The sequence below is a fragment of the Nocardioides sp. genome (assembly GCF_041393715.1).
In the GTDB taxonomy this organism is placed as follows: Bacteria; Actinomycetota; Actinomycetes; order Propionibacteriales; family Nocardioidaceae; genus Nocardioides.
On sequence record NZ_JAWKJQ010000004.1, the window covers coordinates 278567 to 296783 of the forward strand.

General features: G+C 72.1%; 15 protein-coding genes and 2 pseudogenes. 9 read left to right on the forward strand and 8 right to left on the reverse strand.

Annotated features, from left to right (window positions below; genetic code table 11):
* The first annotated feature begins 168 nt into the window (after positions 1 to 168).
* The 4 genes from pdhA (at position 169) to R2740_RS08520 (ending at position 4632) form a co-directional block, all read left to right on the forward strand.
* The gene (gene pdhA / locus R2740_RS08505) at positions 169 to 1290 is read left to right on the forward strand and encodes a pyruvate dehydrogenase (acetyl-transferring) E1 component subunit alpha (RefSeq protein ID WP_371302248.1); all 1122 of its coding nucleotides are present in this window, start codon (positions 169 to 171) and stop codon (positions 1288 to 1290) included.
* Positions 1287 to 2270 carry an alpha-ketoacid dehydrogenase subunit beta gene (locus R2740_RS08510; RefSeq protein ID WP_371302249.1) on the forward strand — a complete coding sequence of 328 codons (984 nt, stop codon included), beginning with the start codon at positions 1287 to 1289 and terminating at the stop codon, positions 2268 to 2270. Before pdhA ends, R2740_RS08510 begins: the two co-directional genes overlap by 4 nt.
* Positions 2270 to 3709: a dihydrolipoamide acetyltransferase family protein gene (locus R2740_RS08515; protein WP_371302250.1), complete on the forward strand. Its 1440-nt coding sequence runs from the start codon at positions 2270 to 2272 to the stop codon at positions 3707 to 3709. Before R2740_RS08510 ends, R2740_RS08515 begins: the two co-directional genes overlap by 1 nt.
* A 356-nt stretch (positions 3710 to 4065) precedes the next feature.
* The gene (locus R2740_RS08520) at positions 4066 to 4632 is read left to right on the forward strand and encodes a DUF2207 domain-containing protein (RefSeq protein ID WP_371302251.1); all 567 of its coding nucleotides are present in this window, start codon (positions 4066 to 4068) and stop codon (positions 4630 to 4632) included.
* Between the two features lie 15 nt (positions 4633 to 4647).
* Here the strand turns inward: R2740_RS08520 and R2740_RS08525 are convergent, their stop codons facing one another.
* Positions 4648 to 5712 carry a hypothetical protein gene (locus R2740_RS08525; protein WP_371302252.1) on the reverse strand — a complete coding sequence of 355 codons (1065 nt, stop codon included), beginning with the start codon at positions 5710 to 5712 and terminating at the stop codon, positions 4648 to 4650.
* 392 nt (positions 5713 to 6104) lie between these two features.
* Here R2740_RS08525 and R2740_RS08530 point away from each other — a divergent pair, with 392 nt between their 5' ends.
* The 4 genes from R2740_RS08530 to R2740_RS08545 all read left to right on the forward strand — a co-directional run bounded on the left by R2740_RS08530 (position 6105) and on the right by R2740_RS08545 (position 11985).
* Entirely contained in the window at positions 6105 to 6536 is a 432-nt protein-coding gene (locus tag R2740_RS08530) for a protein kinase (RefSeq protein WP_371302253.1), read from the forward strand.
* Positions 6458 to 7531, forward strand: a complete 1074-nt coding sequence (locus tag R2740_RS08535; protein WP_371302254.1) for a serine/threonine-protein kinase — start codon at positions 6458 to 6460, stop codon at positions 7529 to 7531. The genes R2740_RS08530 and R2740_RS08535 overlap by 79 nt, the downstream gene beginning before the upstream one ends.
* A gap of 108 nt (positions 7532 to 7639) precedes the next feature.
* Positions 7640 to 9151 (forward strand): 4Fe-4S dicluster domain-containing protein, encoded by a 1512-nt coding sequence (locus R2740_RS08540; RefSeq protein WP_371302255.1) that lies wholly within the window; start codon positions 7640 to 7642, stop codon positions 9149 to 9151.
* A complete protein-coding gene (locus R2740_RS08545) occupies positions 9148 to 11985 on the forward strand; it encodes a molybdopterin-dependent oxidoreductase (protein ID WP_371302256.1) in 2838 nt (945 codons plus the stop codon). Before R2740_RS08540 ends, R2740_RS08545 begins: the two co-directional genes overlap by 4 nt.
* A gap of 11 nt (positions 11986 to 11996) precedes the next feature.
* Here R2740_RS08545 and R2740_RS08550 read toward each other — a convergent pair whose 3' ends face one another.
* Positions 11997 to 12356, reverse strand: coding sequence for a DUF202 domain-containing protein (locus R2740_RS08550; RefSeq protein ID WP_371302257.1), 360 nt, complete (start codon positions 12354 to 12356; stop codon positions 11997 to 11999).
* A gap of 7 nt (positions 12357 to 12363) precedes the next feature.
* The gene (locus R2740_RS08555; protein WP_371302258.1) at positions 12364 to 12708 is read right to left on the reverse strand and encodes a YidH family protein; all 345 of its coding nucleotides are present in this window, start codon (positions 12706 to 12708) and stop codon (positions 12364 to 12366) included.
* Between the two features lie 246 nt (positions 12709 to 12954).
* Between R2740_RS08555 and R2740_RS08560 the strand changes: the two genes are divergently transcribed.
* Positions 12955 to 13728 carry a GntR family transcriptional regulator gene (locus R2740_RS08560; RefSeq protein WP_371302259.1) on the forward strand — a complete coding sequence of 258 codons (774 nt, stop codon included), beginning with the start codon at positions 12955 to 12957 and terminating at the stop codon, positions 13726 to 13728.
* A 4-nt stretch (positions 13729 to 13732) separates the two neighbouring features.
* Here the strand turns inward: R2740_RS08560 and R2740_RS08565 are convergent, their stop codons facing one another.
* The 5 genes and pseudogenes from R2740_RS08565 to R2740_RS08585 form a co-directional block, all read right to left on the reverse strand.
* A complete protein-coding gene (locus R2740_RS08565) occupies positions 13733 to 14497 on the reverse strand; it encodes a phosphatidylcholine/phosphatidylserine synthase (RefSeq protein ID WP_371302260.1) in 765 nt (254 codons plus the stop codon).
* 155 nt (positions 14498 to 14652) lie between these two features.
* A pseudogene (locus R2740_RS08570) lies at positions 14653 to 15333 on the reverse strand (formate hydrogenase); the annotation flags it as partial.
* 106 nt (positions 15334 to 15439) lie between these two features.
* Positions 15440 to 16189 (reverse strand): annotated as a pseudogene (locus tag R2740_RS08575) (NADH-quinone oxidoreductase subunit C); the annotation flags it as partial.
* Positions 16189 to 17565 carry a proton-conducting transporter membrane subunit gene (locus R2740_RS08580; protein ID WP_371302261.1) on the reverse strand — a complete coding sequence of 459 codons (1377 nt, stop codon included), beginning with the start codon at positions 17563 to 17565 and terminating at the stop codon, positions 16189 to 16191. The pseudogene R2740_RS08575 and the gene R2740_RS08580, both read right to left, overlap by 1 nt.
* A complete protein-coding gene (locus R2740_RS08585) occupies positions 17562 to 18212 on the reverse strand; it encodes a hypothetical protein (RefSeq protein WP_371302321.1) in 651 nt (216 codons plus the stop codon). Before R2740_RS08585 ends, R2740_RS08580 begins: the two co-directional genes overlap by 4 nt.
* Positions 18213 to 18217 lie beyond the last annotated feature (5 nt).

Here is an 18217-nt window from a genome sequence, read left to right on the forward strand (position 1 = left end):
GTCCGGTCCGGTTGGCGGGCGGGCGGGGCCCGGCGGTACGTTGGGAGTGGCTCGTGTGGGCCCGGTCACGTCGGCCGGGCAGGCGCCGCACCACCCCCGCGGTGGCCACCTCGACGAGCGGCATCGGCAGCGGAGACCCCGCACGCCGCGCGACCCGAAGGAGGGCCTGTGGCCGACCCTGACCTGATCCAGCTCCTCACCCCCGAGGGAGAGCGGGTCGAGCACCCCGACTACTCCTTCGGCGCCGGCCTCACCGCCGAGGAGGAGGCCGAGCAGATCCGCGGCTTCTACCGCGACATGGTGCTGACCCGGCGCATCGACACCGAGGCCACCGCGCTGCAGCGACACGGCGAGCTCGGGCTCTGGGCGCAGCTGCTCGGGCAGGAGGCCGCGCAGATCGGCGCCGGCCGTGCGCTCCGCCGCCAGGACTTCGTCTTCCCGACCTACCGCGAGCACGGCGTCGCCTGGTGCCGCGGCATCGACCCGCTCCAGCTGCTCGGGCTGTTCCGCGGCGTCGACCAGGGCGGCTGGGACCCCCACGAGAGCAACTTCCACCTCTACACCGTGGTGATCGGCGCGCAGACCCTGCACGCCACCGGCTACGCCATGGGCGTGCAGCGCGACGGCCTGGTCGGCACCGACGACCCCGACCGCGACACCGCCGTGCTCGCCCACTTCGGCGACGGCGCCTCCTCGCAGGGCGACGTCAACGAGGCCTTCATCTTCGCCGCGTCCTACAACGCGCCGGTCGTCTTCTTCTGCCAGAACAACCAGTGGGCGATCTCGGAGCCGATCGAGCGGCAGACCCGGATCCCGCTCTTCCAGCGCGCCCTCGGCTTCGGCTTCCCGGGCATGCGGGTCGACGGCAACGACGTGCTGGCGACGTACGCCGTCACGCAGGCCGCGCTCGACCACGCCCGCGAGGGCCAGGGGCCCACGTTCGTCGAGGCCTACACCTACCGGATGGGTGCCCACACCACCACCGACGACCCGACCCGCTATCGCCTCTCCGACGACGTCGAACGGTGGAAGCTGCGCGACCCGATCGCCCGGGTCGAGGCCTACCTCACGCGCAACGGGCTGGCCGACGCCGACTACCTCGACTCGATCAAGGCCGAGGCCGACGACCTCGGCGCCCACCTGCGTGCCGGGTGCCGCACGATGCCCGACCCGACGCCGACCAGCGTCTTCGACCACGTCTATGCCGAGATGCCCGAGGAGCTGCGGGCCCAGCGCGACGAGTTCGCCGCCTATCTCGCCAGCTTCGAGGGAGAGGGGGTGTCGGCATGACCACCTCGAAGGTGACGCTCGCCAAGGCGCTCAACTCGGGGCTCCGCAAGGCGATGGAGGACGACCCCAAGGTCCTGATCATGGGCGAGGACGTCGGCAAGCTCGGCGGCGTCTTCCGGATCACCGACGGCCTGCAGAAGGACTTCGGCGAGGACCGGGTGATCGACAGCCCGCTCGCCGAGTCCGGCATCGTCGGCACGGCGGTGGGTCTGGCGCTGCGCGGCTACCGGCCGGTCGTGGAGATCCAGTTCGACGGCTTCGTCTATCCCGCCTACGACCAGATCGTCTGCCAGGTCGCCAAGATGCACTTCCGCAGCCAGGGACGGCTGGCCATGCCGATGGTCATCCGGATCCCCTTCGGCGGCGGCATCGGCGCGGTCGAGCACCACTCCGAGAGCCCGGAGGCGCAGTTCGCGCACACCCCGGGCCTCAAGGTGGTCTCCTGCTCCAACCCGGTCGACGGCTACTGGATGATCCAGCAGGCGATCGCCTCCGACGACCCGGTGATCTTCCTCGAGCCCAAGCGGCAGTACCACGCCGACAAGGCCGAGCTCGACGACACCGCCACCCCTGACCCGCTGTTCGCCTCCCGGGTGACGCGGCGGGGCAGCGACCTGACGTTGCTGGGCTACGGCCCCACCGTGAAGACCTGCCTGCGGGCGGCCGAGGCCGCCGCGGGCGAGGGCAAGAGCCTCGAGGTGATCGACCTGCGCACCCTGTCGCCGCTCGACATGGGTCCGGTGCTGGAGTCGGTCTCGCGCACCGGGCGGGCCGTGGTCGTGCACGAGGCCCACGTCAACCTCGGCATGGGCGCCGAGCTCGCGGCCCGGATCACCGAGCAGTGCTTCTACTCCCTCGAGGCACCCGTGCTCCGGGTTGGCGGCTTCGACACCCCCTACCCGCCGTCGCGGGTCGAGGAGGAGTGGCTGCCCGACCTCGACCGGGTCCTCGACGCCGTCGACCGAGCGCTGGAGTTCTGATGGCCGACTATCTGCTGCCCGACGTGGGCGAGGGTCTCACCGAGGCCGAGATCGTGGCCTGGAAGGTCAAGGTCGGCGACGTCATCGCCGTCAACGACGTGGTCTGCGACATCGAGACCGCGAAGAGCATCGTGGAGCTCCCCTCGCCCTACGCCGGCACGGTCACCGCGCTGCTGGCCCCCGAGGGCGAGACCGTCGCCGTCGGCAGCCCGATCATCTCGATCGCCCAGGAGGGCGAGGTGCCGGCCGAGGCTCCGGCGACGCCGGCCGACGACGGCCCGCCCGCGGAGATCGACACCAACGTCCCGCCGGAGGGCAACGTCACGCTGGTCGGCTACGGCCCCCGTGAGGCCGGCGTACACCGGCGGCGGCGCAAGCCCGGCGCCGAGCGGGCCGGGGAGATCACCGCCCACGCAGACGTCCAGGACTCCTTCAACGCCGGCGCCGGACTCCAGCACGACAAGGCCCAGGAGCTGATCGGCGCGCTGCTGGTCGACGAGCCGGCCCGGGATGGGGCGGCGGTCGACGAGCCCGCGCGGCAGTCGTCGCGCCACCGCGCCCTGGCCAAGCCACCGGTCCGCAAGCTCGCCAAGGACCTCGGCGTCGATCTGTCCTCGGTCGCCCCGAGCGGCAAGGACGGGGTGGTCACCCGTGCCGACGTCGAGGCCGCAGCGTCGTCGGCGATGCCGATCGCCGCGGCCACCCGGCCGCCGGCTCACGACCAGGCCGATCGCGAGTGGCGCGAGCCGGTCAAGGGCGTCCGCAAGATGATGGCCGAGGCGATGGTGGGCTCCGCGTTCTCAGCGCCCCACGTCACCGAGTGGGTCACCGTCGACGCGACCGCGACGATGGAGCTGGTCGCCCGGCTCAAGAAGCGGCCCGAGCTGCGCGACCTCAAGGTCTCCCCGCTGCTGGTGCTCGCCCGCGCGGTCATCCTGGCCGCCCGTCGTACGCCCGAGGTCAACTCCACCTTCGACGCCGCCGCTCAGGAGATCGTCTTCAAGCGCTACGTCAACCTCGGCATCGCCGCGGCGACCCCGCGCGGCCTGGTCGTCCCCAACATCAAGGACGCCCAGGACCTGTCGCTCCCGGAGCTCGCCCAGGCGCTCGCCGACCTCACGGCGACGGCGCGCGAGGGCCGCACCCAGCCGGCCGAGATGGCCGGCGGCACCCTGACGATCACCAACGTCGGCGTCTTCGGCATCGACTCCGGCACGCCGATCATCAACCCGGGGGAGTCCGCGATCCTGGCCTTCGGCGCGATCCGCAAGCAACCCTGGGTGGTCACCCGCGACGGTGTCGACGTGATCGAGCCCCGCCAGGTCACCACCCTGGCCCTGTCCTTCGACCATCGCCACATCGACGGCGCCGCCGGCTCCCAGTTCCTCGCCGACGTCGCCGGCATCCTCGAGGACCCGGGGACCGCGCTGTTGTTCTGAGCCGCCGTGCGGGGGTTGCTTCGCGCGGGGCATCGTCACGGACGAGTCACCCGGACGTCGAGCTGCACTGCTCTCCACGGACTCGGACCAGGGTGGGGTGAACCGCCCTGCTGGAGCAGCCCGCATGGCGGTGTCGCCGGCCCTAGGGTGACGCCATGCGGTTCCTGAGGGCGTTGGCGGGTACGGCGATCGCGCTGGGCCTGGTGCCCGGCTGTGGCGCCGGCTCAGGCGGTCCGGGTGCCCGGCCGGCGACCGCGTCGCCCGCCGTGTCATCGACGTCGACCGGACCTCCGTCCTCGAGCGCCGCTCCCAGCTCGCCCACGCCCACGACCTCGGGTCCCACGGACTCCGATCCGGTGAGCATCGACCGCTATCGCGCTGACTTCGCGGTCACGGGGGCCGGAGACCTCGAGGCCGTCGAGAGGCTCACGCTCGACGTACCCGTCGATGATCGGCACGGGATCTACCGGACGTTCACGGGCGACGCGGTGGTCAGGGGGTTCAGAGCGCGCCTCGACGGGCGGTCGACACCCACGCGGCAGTCCAGGGTCGGCGGTGACCTCGCCTATCGGATCGGCGATCCACGACGCACGTTGTCCGTCTGGCAGCACGCGGTGCGCATCGACTACCGGGTTGCCGGCGTGGTGGGGACCACTGCCTCGGGGATGCGGCAGCTCGACTGGCAGCTGATCCCGGCCGGCTGGGCGTTGGACATCCATGCCGCCCGGCTGACGGTCGACCTCCCGAGTCCGGCCAGCGACGCCAGGTGCACCGTCGGCGAGAGCCGACCCTGCAGCGTGCGGGGTGTGGGAACGACCACCCTCGTCGTCAGGGTCGCGGACCTGCCCAGCCGGACGCCGGTCCGACTGCTGGCCACCTGGTCCGACGGCCCCGGCGGGCCGTCCACGACGGGCAACGTCTGAGCGACCGCAGCTGCCTCACGCCTCGTCGTCGGCCTCGTCAGCAGTGCTCTCCTGGCTGCGGCGTCGGAAGGTGCGGTCGCCGAGGCGCTCGGACACCCTGCCCGTGGCCGACCTCGCTCGCTCGAATCCCCCGGCCCCGGCGCGCCTGACCGCGGTCACACCCTCGACGCCCGTCTCGAGGACCTTGTCGCGGACCTCGCCCGCGGCCTCGGACCAGCGGCGCGCCTCCCAGGACTGGCCGTCTGCGGCGATGCCCAGGCGCTCGCGGAACTCGCCGACCGATCCGGCCACGTGGTTGCTCGACGCGACCACCTCACGGGACTTGCTCGGGTGCGTGAGCACTTGCTTGTTGGCGGTCGCCGCCGCCGCATCCATGCGGGCCAGCAGGTGTTCGGTGCAGCGGGAGATGACCTCGAGCCGGTCACGTCGGGCGGCCTGGAGGCCGCGCCGATGCCCGTCCAGGTCGTCGGGAGCGGCGTCCAGGACCCGATCGAGCTCGATCACGGCGATCGCCTCCTGCAGCTGGAAGCAGCGGGCCAGCACGGCGAGCCACTCCTGGGCCGTCGACTCGGCCTCCCTCGCAGCCTTGGCGAGGTCTCCGACCTTGGCCTTGCCCTCCAGCTTCTCGGCCAGCGCGTCGAGCTGACGCAGCGCATAGGCCTGGGTCTCGGCGATCGTCCCCGGAGCGCCCTGCACCTTGGACCAGGTGACCTCGTTGACCCGGCCGCCATGCTCTCGGGTGGTCATCGCCTCCTCGATCACGAAGCCGACCCCGATCATCTTGGCCAGGACGGCGTCCTTCTGGGCGCGCAGGACGTCGTCGACCTTCTCGTCGATGGCGGCGAGATAGTCGGTGATCTCGTCCATCGTCTGCTGCATGGCGACCTGCGCCATGATGCCGGCGGCCCCGGCCAGGACCGCCGGGTTGGTGATCGAGGCGCCGGGAGTCCTCGCGAACTCGACGAAGCCCTTGACCTGACCCTTCTTCCCGCGGATGACGCCGGTCTCGAGACCGGACTGGCCGCTCCTCCTCAGCCCGTGCTTGTCGACCAGCTGCGCCGACTCCTTGGTCAGCTTCACCCAGCGACCGGAGCTGGCGGCGAGCTCGGACCCCGCCTGGCTGACCGCTGCTCCGAGCTCAGAGCGGTCTGCAGCCGGGGCAGCCCCGGTCGCGGGAGACGAGTCCCTCGGAGGCGAGGAACAGGTCGACGACCCCGGGTTCGCCGATGACGGCCAAGCCCTCGCCATCGCTGATGAGCTGGATCTCGTTGTCGATGGTGGGGCTCCCTGGGCACGAGGCGGATCCGTCCTGGGTGCCGGCTCACCCAGGGCAAACATGGTGGGGCAGCCCGACGGGCGGCCTTCCAGGACAGGACGCTACCCGGCGGCGACGGGCGTGGCTTCGCCGCCCGACGTCTCAGCCGGCCGCCACCGGACGACCGGTGAGGCGCCCCTCGCGGTAGAACAGAGACGTGAGTGCACGGGGGTACCCCCAACCGGGGGAGGAGATCGGCGGCTACCGCGTCGACCGTCGGATCGGCGACGGCGGGATGGGCGTGGTGCTGGCCGCGACCCAGCGTGACCTGGACCGGCGGGTGGCGCTCAAGGTGATCGCGCCGCAGTGGGCAGACGACCCGAGTTCCGCGCGCGGTTCCTCCGAGGCACGGGCGCTGGCGGCGCTCGACTCGCCGCACGTCGTGCACGTCTACACCTACGGCGAGGAGGTCGCCGACGACGGCAGCAGCGTGCTCTACCTCGCCACCCAGCTGATCGAGGGAGGCGACCTGGCGCGGGTGGTGCGCGAGCGGGGCTGCCGCAGCGGGAGGTGGCGGTCGACCTGGTCGCGCAGGTCGCGCTCGGCCTCGTGGACGCCCACGCGGCCGGGCTGGTCCATCGCGACGTGAAGCCGGCCAACGTCCTCATCCGCGAGCGGGGCGACCGGGTGCACGCCTTCCTCGGCGACTTCGGGATCGCCCGCCGTGTCGACGGCGGCGACCCGACGCTGACCTCGAGCACGGTCGGCACGCCGCGATTCATGGCGCCCGAGCTGCACACCGGTGGGACGGCGGGGGTAGCCAGCGACGTCTACTCCCTGGGGTGCGTGCTGTGGTGGTCGCTGGTCGGGCAGCCGCCGTACGACGGGGTGTCCGACTTCGAGATCGTCTCCGCGCACATCGACCGGCCGGTCCCCGCCCTGCCCGAGGGGGACCCGTGGGCGGCGCGGATCAACCCGATCCTCGCGCGCGCCCTGGCCAAGCTGCCGGAAGACCGCTATCCCTCGGCCCAGGCGATGCACGACGACCTGCGCCGTGCGCTCGCCGGCGAGGTGCCCGTCGTCCCGCGTCCGGCTGCCGATGTCACCGCCGTCAGGGGCGCGGCCTCGGCTCGGCCCGCGGTCGAGCCGACCACGCAGCCGCGGCGTTCGCGGGCGCCCTGGCTGGTCGCGGCGGCCGTCGTACTGCTCGTCGGCGGGACTGCCGTCGGCGCCTGGCAGCTGCTCGGCCCCGGCGGCGACCCGGGGCCGGACGACCCGACGGTCGCCGCATCCGAGTCGGGGACGCCGACGGTGCCGACGCCGACCGAGCCGACCGCATCCACCACGTCGCCGACCGACGGCGGGTCGTCGAGCGTGCCCGCGGACGCGACGTACGACGCCGCCGACCAGCGCGCCGCGGAGCGCGGACTGCGCACCGCGCTGGTCGACGCCGGCACGCTCACCGAGGCACAGGCCCGTTGCGTGGCCACCACCTGGATCGGCGACGTCGGCCTCGCGGCGATGGTCGCCGACGGGCTCTTCGACGATCAGTGGCACTACGTCGACAAGGACATCTCGCTGATGTCCGACGTCAACCGCACGGCTCTCGACACGGCGGCGCTGGCCTGCGCGACCGCCGGCTGACCTGACCGTTGCGGAAAGAAAAGTACGTACATATCCTGGACCCACGGGTCGCGCCACCGTAGGCTCGGCCCGACCGGGTCTTCCGGTCATCAAGCCTGCGGAGGTGTCGTGCAGTACGGATTCGCGATCGACCAGCGGACGTGCATCGGCTGTCATGCCTGCACCGTGGCGTGCAAGACCGAGCACGAGGTGCCGCTCGGTCAGTTCCGCACCTGGGTGAAGTACGTCGACTCCGGTGCCTACCCCGAGACCCAGCGCGACATGGGCGTGATGCGGTGCAACCACTGCACCGACGCGCCCTGCGTGGCGATCTGCCCGACGCAGGCGCTGTTCAAGCGCGAGGACGGCATCGTCGACTTCGACAACTCGCGCTGCATCGGCTGCAAGTCGTGCATGCAGGCGTGCCCCTACGACGCGATCTACATCGACGAGGACACCCACACCGCGGCCAAGTGCAACTTCTGCTCCCACCGCGTCGACCAGGGCCTGGAGCCGGCCTGTGTCGTGGTCTGCCCGACCGAGTCGATCTGGGTCGGTGACCTCGACGACCCGGAGAGCGCGATCTCGCAGTTCGTGGCCACCAACACCACCCAGGTCCGGTCGCCGGAGCAGAACACCGGCCCCAACGTCCACTACGTCGGCGCCAGCCCCAGCGTGCTCCAGCCGCTGGCCGCCCCGGTCGACGACACCTACATCTGGGCGCAGCCGGACAAGCTGCGCACCGCGATCAAGACCGACCTGACCATGGACCCCGAGACCATGGCCCGCACCACGCTCAACACCGCCCACCCGCGGCCGTGGGGCTGGATGGTGTCGACCTACCTCTGGACCAAGGGGGTCGCCGCCGGCGCGATGATGCTCGCCGGTCTGGTGATGCTCTTCGGCGGTGCCGGCGGCACGCTCGGCGAGGTCGTGGCCCCGCTGCTCGCGATGGCCGGACTGCTGTCCACCGCGCTGCTGCTGATCCTCGACCTCAAGCGCCCCGAGCGGTTCTGGATGCTGCTGCTCAAGCCCAACCCCACCTCGTGGCTCTTCAAGGGCGGGCTGGTGCTCTCCGTCGCGGCCGGCCTGTCGTTCCTGTGGTTCGTCTTCGGGCTGGTCGACGCCCCGACGGCGATCCGCTGGCTGGCCGGACCGGCCGTGGTGGCCGGCGCCCTGACGGCGGGCTACACCGCGTTCCTCTTCAAGCAGGCCGAGGGTCGCGACCTGTGGCAGAACCCGCTGCTGTTCTGGCACCTCCTCGCCCAGGCCTTCATGGTCGGCTCGGGGCTGCTCCTGGTGCTCGGGCCCTTCATGTCGTACGGCGACCTCCGGGTGCCGCTGCTCGTCGGCCTGCTGGCCGGCACCGTGCTCCACCTGATGTTCGTGATGATCGAGATCCGCGGTCACCACGGCACCGACAACGCCCAGGCCGGCGTGAAGATCATGACCGGCGCCCGCTACGGCTCCACGCTGCAGCTCGGCAACGGGATCGCGGTCGTGGCAGCCGTCCTCGCACTCGCCGGCTTCTTCGTCGGCGGCCTGTGGCTGGGTGCGCTCGGCGGCATCGCCGCGCAGGTCGCCCTGCTGATGTACGAGCACGTCTTCGTCCGCGCCGGCCAGGAGGTGCCGCTGTCATGACCATCGAGAAGGACACCGAGATGACCGTCCCGCTGCCCGGTCAGCGCACCCGCTGGGGGCTGTCCAACTACCCGCCTCCGGAGGAGTGGGACCGGCACACCCAGGCCGACCCGAAGACCCGCGAGCCCCACGACTACATGCTGATCCCGACGATCTGCTTCAACTGCGAGTCGTCCTGCGGGCTGCTGGCCTACGTCGACCACGACGACCTGTCGATCCGCAAGTTCGAGGGCAACCCAGCCCACCCCGGCTCGCGCGGGCGCAACTGCGCCAAGGGCCCGGCGACCATCAACCAGGTCCACGACCCGGAGCGCATCCTGCACCCGCTGCGGCGGGTCGGCGAGCGCGGCTCCGGCAAGTTCGAGCAGGTCTCCTGGGAGGAGGCGCTGGCCGACATCGGCGGCCGGATCCGCAAGGCGATCGTCGAGGACCGCAAGGACGAGGTGATGTACCACGTCGGCCGCCCCGGCGAGGACGGCTTCGCCGAGCGGGTGCTCCAGGCCTGGGGCGTCGACGGCCACAACAGCCACACCAACGTCTGCTCGTCCGGCGGTCGCACCGGCTACACCCACTGGATGGGCTTCGACCGGCCGTCGCCCGACTACGCCAACGCCAAGACGATCGTGCTGCTCTCCAGCCACCTGGAGACCGGCCACTACTTCAACCCGCACGCCCAGCGGATCATGGAGGCCAAGAAGAACGGCGCCAAGGTGGCCGTCCTCGACCTGCGCCTCTCCAACACCGCGTCGCACGCCGACCTCTGGATCGCCCCGTGGCCCGGCTCCGAGGCGGTCATCTTCCTCGCCGTGGCGTCGTACCTCCTCCGGGAGGGGAAGATCGACCGCGCGTTCATGGAGCGCTGGGTCAACTGGGACGTCTACCTCGAGCGGCTGCACCCCGACGCCCCTGTCGAGTTCGACGCGTTCATCGAGCGGCTCACCGAGGACTACGCCCACTACACCTTCGAGTACGCCGCCGCCGAGGCCCACGTCGACGCCGCGCAGATCCAGGCCCTCGCCGAGATGGTCGCCGAGGCCGGCACCGCGCTCGCGACGCACACCTGGCGGTCGGCCACGGCCGGCAACCTGGGCGGCTGGCAGATCACCCGGAGCATGTTCTTCCTCAACGTGCTCACCGGCGCCGTCGGCACCCCGGGCGGGACGCACCCCAACGGCTGGGACAAGTTCATCGCCCACTTCCCGGAGATGCCGCCGCCCAACGAGGAGTGGAGCGAGAAGCTCTGGCCGATCGAGTACCCGCTGACCACCAACGAGATGTCGATCCTGCTGCCGCACCTGCTCAAGGACGGCAACCGCGGCAAGGTCGACGTCTACTTCAGCCGGGTCTACAACCCGCTGTGGATCAACCCCGACGGGTTCACCTGGATCGACGTGCTCACCGACGAGTCCAAGATCGGGATGCACGTCGCCCTCACCCCGACCTGGAGCGAGTCGGCCACCTTCGCCGACTACGTGCTGCCGATGGGGCACGCCTCCGAGCGCCACGACACCATGTCGTTCGAGACGCACACCTCCAAGTGGCTGGCCTTCCGGCAGCCGGTGATGCGGGTGGCGATGGACAAGCAGGGCATCCCCTACACCGACAGCCGCGACGCCAACCCCGGCGAGGTGTGGGAGGAGAACGAGTTCTGGTTCGCGCTGTCGTGGGAGATCGACCCCGACGGGGAGCTCGGCATCCGGCAGTGGTTCGAGTCGCGGGAGCACCCCGGCGAGCGGATGACGATGGATGAGTACTACGACATCCTCTTCAACAAGTCCGTCCCCGGGCTGCCCGACGCCGCGGCTGCGGCGGGGCTCACGCCGCTGGAGTACATGCGGAAGTTCGGCGCCTTCGAGCTCGTCAAGGACCAGTACCGCCTCGACGAGCGTCCGCTCACCGAGGCCGAGCTCGACGGCGCGACGCCCGACGCGAACGGCGTCCTCCGCAAGCCGGTGACCGAGGAGACCCAGCCGCCCCTGGTGGGCGAGGCGGGTGCCGTCGGGCTCCAGCACAAGGACGGGTCGAAGGTCTTCGGCTGGCTGTCTCCCTCGCGCAAGCTCGAGATCTTCTCGACCACGCTGGCCGACTGGGGCTGGCCCGAGCATGCGATGCCCAACTACTTCGAGTCGCACGTCTCGGCGCGCAACATCGACCGGGGCAACGACGAGTTCGTGCTGATGCCCAACTTCCGGCTGCCGACGATGATCCACACCCGCTCCGGCAACGCGAAGTACCTCAACGAGATCTCCAACACCCACCCGCTGTGGTTCAACGCCGACGACGCCGCCGCGATGGGGCTGAAGACCGGCGACCTCGCCCGGGTGAGCACCGAGATCGGCCACTTCGTGGCGCGGGTCTGGGCGACCGAGGCGATCCGGCCGGGCGTGGTCGGCATGTCCCACCACATGGGCCGCTGGCACCAGGACGGCCACCCCGGCAGCCGCTGGGTGATGGGCAAGGTCGACCTCAACCGCAACGACGACGGCATCTGGAAGCTCCGCTACAAGGAGGGCATCAAGCCGTTCACCTCCGACGACCCCGACTCCGAGCGGATCTACTGGGACGACCCGGGCGTGCACCAGAACCTCACCTTCCCGGTGCAGCCCGACCCGGTCTCCGGCATGCACTGCTGGCACCAGAAGGTCCGCATCGAGAAGGCGCACCCCACCGACCAGTACGGCGACGTCGAGGTCGACACCAACAAGGCCCGCGAGGTCTACCAGCGCTGGCTCTCGATGACCCGCCCCGGCCCCGGCCCCGACGGCCTCCGTCGGCCGGAGTTCATGATGCGCCACGTCACCCCGCGCCGGAAGGCCTACCACTACCAGGGCTGACCGCCTCGGCCTCAGATGAGGGAGCGGACGACCAGGTCGATCAGGAAGCCGACGCCGACGACGGCCACGATGAGGGACAGGCTCAGGAGGGCCCACTGCTGGACCACGCTCTCGCTGGCGAGTACGTCGTCGCGCGCGGCGCGGTAGCGCAGCGGCGCCAGCACCAGCACGATCGCGATGGCGGTGAGGATCAGCAGGCCACCGAGGACGAGCAGGCCGGTCGACTCGTCGCGCAGGTGCAGCAGCAGCGCACCCGCGGCGGCGACGCCGATGCCGGTGCGCTCCCAGGAGAGCGCGGTGCGCTCGAGCGCGGCCACCTGGTGGACGAGCTCGTTGTCGTTGTCGTCGGCGCTCCGGGAGACGTGGGCCATGCGAGCCTCAGAACACCAGCAACGCGAGCACGACGAAGGCCACGATCACCAGCCCGGTCGAGAGGATCTGCAGCAGGTGGGGGGCGGGCAACGACTGACCGGTGCGCAGCGCGACCTCGGTCAACCGCCACCGCCGGTAGGCCAGCAACGACAGCGTCACCGACAACAGCAGCATCACCGCGCCCGCCGTGTGCTTGAGCCACGGCGGCCCGAAGTCGGGAACGACGGCGACCAGCGCGACCCCGCCGGCCAGCAGCGCGAGCGCGGTGCGGATCCAGGCCAGGAACGTGCGTTCGTTGGCCAGGCTGAACCGATAGTCCGGGTCCTCACCCAGCTGCTGATCGCGGGCCATGCCCACCCTCTCTCCTCGTCGTCTCGGGAGGTCCCGACCGTGTGCCCCCACGGTACCGCGAATCGGCAGTTGTCCGGACATTCGGGGTGGGTCCTCGGGCCCTCAGCACCGGCGCCACGGGGAACACGCACCCCCTGTCCGCCCGTCTGCGGTCGAGGTGGCCGGGTGCGCGCGATACCGTCGGGTGACGACAGGTGCCGGAGGTCGGATCCCCGGCGCGCCGCGTCGGAGACGAGGAGGTGACCGATGCCCGCACGCCCGGGGCCGCGCAAGCTCGACCGCCGGTCCTCCGACCCGCTGTGGTCCCAGCTGCGCGACGACCTGCTGCGGCGCCTGGAGGGCGGTGAGTTCGCCGATCGCTTCCCCGGCGAGATGGAGCTGGTGCAGGTCTACTCCGTCAGCCGGCACACCGTCCGCGAGGCGCTCCGCCGGCTGCGCCAGGACGGCCTGATCGAGTCCTCCCGCGGCCGCTCGTCGGTCGCCCATCCGGGCGTGATCTCCCAGCAGCTCGGGGCGATGTACTCCCTCTTCCAGGAGCTGGAGTCGCGCGGCATCGAGCAGCGCAGCGAGCTGATCGTCGCCGACCGGCGTACCGACGACCTCGCGGCGCAGCGCCTCGGCCTGCCCGCGCGCACGAGGCTGGTCTATCTCGAGCGACTCCGGCTCGGCGGCGACGAGCCCATCGCCTGGGACCGGGCGTGGCTCGAGCCGACGCTCGCCCTCCCGCTGCTCAAGCGCGACTTCGCCCACACCGGCCTGTACGACGAGTGGCAGCGCACCGCCGGCGTGCGGCTGACCGGCGGCCGCGAGCGGATCAGCGCGGTGGTGCCGTCGAAGGAGCAGCGCGCCCTGCTCGGCATGAAGCGCCAGGAGGCCGCCATGCTGGTCGAGCGCACCGGCTGCCTCGACGAGCGGCCCGTGGAGTTCCGGATCACGCTGGTCCGCGGCAGCCGCTTCAGCTTCGCCGCCGAGTGGGAGTCCGGCCGGACCTATCAGGTCGACGTCGCGGGCGCCTACTGACGCCTCACGCCGACGGCGCGGGCGCCGCGGCGGAGCTCGACGCCGGGTCCGTCCGGCGCCGGCGCAGCGTGAGCATCAACGACTCGACGGTGTAGAACGCGACGTAGGCCAGCGACAGGCCGACCAGCACCACGTTGGGGTCGGGCAGCTGCACCGTGATCACGGCGTACGCCGCGAACCAGGCGGCCGTCGCGGCCATGTTGGTCCACCACCAGTTCTCGGTGCGTGAGGGATAGACGTACTTCACCGGCACGAAGACCAGCACCGCGAAGACCGCCACCAGCACGCCGGTCACCGTGGGGGACAGCTCGAGCACCACGACATAGAACGCGAGGATGTTCCAGTAGGACGGGAAGCCGAGGAAGAAGTGGTCCTCGGTCTTGGCGTCCGAGCGACAGAAGCCGTACGACGACGCGAGCATGGGCAGGCTGGCCAGCACCGCCCCCACGGCGCCACCCGGGAGCCGGCCGTCGGCCCACAGCAGCAGCATCGGCGCGAAGCAGTAGGTGAGGTAGTCGACGATGTTGTCGAGCAGCGCACCGTCGAAGCCGGGGATCGCCTCCTTCACCCGCAGCCGTCGGGCCAGCAGACCGTCGCTGCCGTCGATCACCATGGCGACCAGGAACAGCCACAGCACGGTCGTGGTGCGCCCCTCGAAGGCGGCGACCACCATCCAGAAGGCCAGCACCGCGCCGACGGCCGTGTAGACGTGGACCAACGCGGCGGCCGGCACGGTGGGCGGCCGGCGCGCGGCAGGGGGAGTCGTCATGGCGGCGGACCTGACGTCGGGGACCGGCGGACAGGCCCTACCTCGCCGGTGGTCGGATCTGCCCAGTATGACCCTCGGCGCGCCCGGCTGTCAGATCCACGCCGGGCGCTCGCCCCGTGTCGTTCGCCGAGCCGCCGAGCCGCCGAGCCGCGCGGTCAGAGGTCGTTGCCGGCGTAGGACTGGTTGAAGCTCTTGTTGGCCAGCGGGAAGTCGGGGACGATCGTGTCCGCCAGCGCGATGGGCAGCGCCGGCCAGTTGAGGAACGACGGATCGACGACCTTGACCCGGGCCAGTGTCCCGTCGGGAGCCAGCTCGACGCGGGTCACGAGCGTGCCGCGCCACGCCTCGACGACGCCCGCGCCGCTGCGTCCTCCACTCGCCGCCGGTACGACGGCCGCGGGGCCAGACCGGTCGCGGCCTGACCGTTCCGGGCCAGGAGCGGCGTCGGCCCAGCGGGCCGTGAGGTCGCGGACCAGCAGCACCGACGCGCTCAGCTCGTCGGCGCGCACCCGGAACCGCGCGAGCACGTCGCCGTCGTGCTGGACGACCGGCGCCCACCAGGCCGGCATCGCCACGAACGGGTGGTCGCGGCGGGCATCGCCGGGCAGCCCGCTGGCGCGGGCGACGTAGCCGACGGTGTCGAGCTGCCGGGCCGTGTCGGCGTCGAGCACGGCCGTCGCGCTGAGCCGGTCGTGGACCGTGGGATGGTCCGCGCAGATCGCCACCAGCTCGGCGGCCTCGGTCGCGACCCGGTCGAGCAGCGCCAGGTCGGGAGCCCGGTCGAGTGCCGACCCGCCGAGCGTGACGCCACCACGGAGCAGGCGGTGGCCGGTGAGCTCGTCGTAGGCGCAGCAGCGCCTCGCGGAGCCGCTGGAAGTGTGCGTGCACGAGCCCGAACCCGACGTCGTTGACGATCGCGCCCAGGTCGGCGACGTGGTTGTGGATGCGCTCGAGCTCGAGCAGCAGCGCGCGGGCGAGCCGGTCGCGCCCGGGGACCGCGATCCCCGCCGCCTCCTCGACGGCCAGCGCCAGCGCCAGCGAGTGGCCCACCGCGGTGTCGCCGCTGATCCGCTCGGCGATCTCCAGGCCGTCGGCGACCGTCCGGCCCTCGAGGTGCCGCTCCACCCCCCGGTGCACGAACCACAGCCTCGCCTTCATCCGGATGATCGTCTCCCCGACCACCGAGAACCGGAAGTGACCCGGCTCGATGAGCCCGGCGTGCACCGGACCGACCGGGATCTCGTAGACGCCGGGACCGGTCACGTGGACGAACGGGTAGGACCCGAGGTCGTCGGCGAACTCGGGCACCGCCTCGTGCCCGCGGCGGTGGGGGTACCACCCCGCCGGCCAGTGCGCGTGGCGCACCATCCGCCGGGGGAGCGGGTGGTCACGGGGCTCGATGCCGTAGAGGTCGCGGATCTCCCGGTCGAAGCGGCCACCCGTCCACGACACCCCGGCCAGGGTCGGGACCCACGGGTCGTCGGCCGGTACGACGACCTCGAGCTCGCGACGCTGACCGACCGGCCGCAGCAACAGATGCGTGACTCGCAGCTCCTCGCCCAGGTCGCGGGCCGACGCCAGCGCCAGCCGCCAGCCCGAGGCCATCAGCCGCTCCACCGCGCCGGGGAGCTCCTCGCGGGAGACTCGCTCCCGTGGGGTGGCCGGGATGGTCGGCGTGGTCGCGACGTCCATCACGAGACCCCCAGCGCTGCGGCGGCCCGGTCGAGCACGGTCTGCATCCCGGGCGTCAGCCCCACCAGCACGGTGGCGGCGAGTGCCAGCCCGAGGGGGGCCGGGCGGGCGAACGACCCCGCTCGCCCCGCGTCGGACGTGGCGTCGTCACCGGGCCCGGCCCCGAGGGTGATCGAGAGCGTGTGCCGGGCGAGGGCGGCGAAGGCGACGGCGAGGAGGGAGGCGGCGAGCAGTGACACCCATCCCAGCCCCTGCTGCCAGGCGGCGGCCAGGATCCCGAGCTCGGTCAGGAACAGCGCCCCGGGGGGCAGCCCGAGCAGCGTCGCCATCCCCCCGAGGAGGGGCCAGGCCAGCCGCGGGCGCTCGGCGAGGAGGCCGTGCAGGTCCCCGAGGCGCACCGTGCCGGTCTCGTCGAGGATCCGGCCGGCGGTGACGAACAGGACCGCCTTGGCCAGGCCGTGGGCCACGACGTGCAGGAGGGCCGCCCCCAGCGCGAGCGGACCGCCGATGCCCGCACCCAGCGCGATCAGCCCGAGGTGCTCGGTGCTGGAGTAGGCCAGCAGCCGCTTGAGGTCGCGCTGCCCGAGCATCAGCGCGGTGGCGACGCCGAGGGAGAGCAGTCCGCCGCCGACGAGCAGGGCGCGCATCAGCCCGGGGCCGACGACCAGGTCGCTGACCGCCTGCAGCCGCAGGATGCCGTAGAACGCCACGGAGAGCAGCACCCCCGACATCAGCCCGGACACCGGGGCCGGCGCCTGGCTGTGGGCGTCGGGCAGCCAGGCGTGCATCGGCGCGAGGCCCGCCTTGGTGGCCAACCCGAGCACGGCCAGCGCCAGCGCCAGCCGGGCGAGATCGGGGTCGAGCATGGCCGGGTCGGCCATCAGGGCGCTCCACGAGAGCGTCCGCTGCTCGCCCGAGCCGGCGGCGTACAGCAGCACCAGGCCGAACAGCGCGATGGCCACGCCGACGGATCCGAGGACGACGTACTTCCAGGCGGCCTCGACGGCCCGCCGGTCGCCGCGATGGCCGACCAGGAAGGCGGTGGCGATGGTCGTCCCCTCGATGCCCACCCACATCAGACCGAGGTTGTCGGCCAGCAGGGTCAGCGTCATGGCGCCGAGGAACAGCACCAGCCACCCGGCGTAGCGGAGCTGGGCGTCCGGTTCGCCGGCGGGAGGCGGGCCGGCGGCGGTGACGGTGAGCGCGACCGCGCCCACGACCACGAGGAAGTAGGCGCTCAGCGCGTCCACACGCAGCAGGCCGGCGGCGAACGGCTCGGCGGGATGGGTGCCGAGCAGCAGCACGAGTCCGGCGACCAGCAGCGTGGCCGACGCCAGCAGCGGCAGCAGGCGGGCGGCCCGGGTCGTGGGCGTCATCGGTCGCTCAGCTCCTCGAGCAGCGCCAGGTCGGTGCTGCCGAAGACGTGCTCGATGCGGCGCACCAGCACCCGCAGGATCAGCACCACGAGGACCACGTCGACGCTCACCCCGAGCTCGACGACGAGCGGAACTCCGCCGGCGGCGAGGAACGCGACTGTCGCGATGCCGTTGTCGACCACGACGAAGCCCACCAGCTGGGCGAGCGCGTCGCGGCGGGTGAGCATCACCATGAAGCCGATCAGCACCAGCGCGAACCCCACGGGTACGGCGCCCGCCCCGGGGCCGCTCGCGGAGACGACCGGCCGGGAGACCCAGAACCCCAGCGTGGTGAGCAGCGTGGTCGCGACCAGCGCCACCGCGGGAGACAGCCGGGCCGGCGGCGGCGTCCCGACGTGGGAGGCGGTCGTGCCCACCGCCCAGGGGACCAGCGCGGCCTTCACCGCCAGCACCAGCAGCGCGACGCCGACCAGCTCGGCGTCGTGGTGGTGCACGCCGAGGGTGAGCACCAGCAGGGCCAGCGACGCGCCCTGGACGCCCAGCAGCAGCGCGGCGTTGCGGGTGCCGGCCCGCCAGACGAGGAGCACCGCCGTGAGCAGCAGCGACCCCGCCCCGAGCGCGACGCCCTGCGCGGCCCATCCGGTCATGGTGC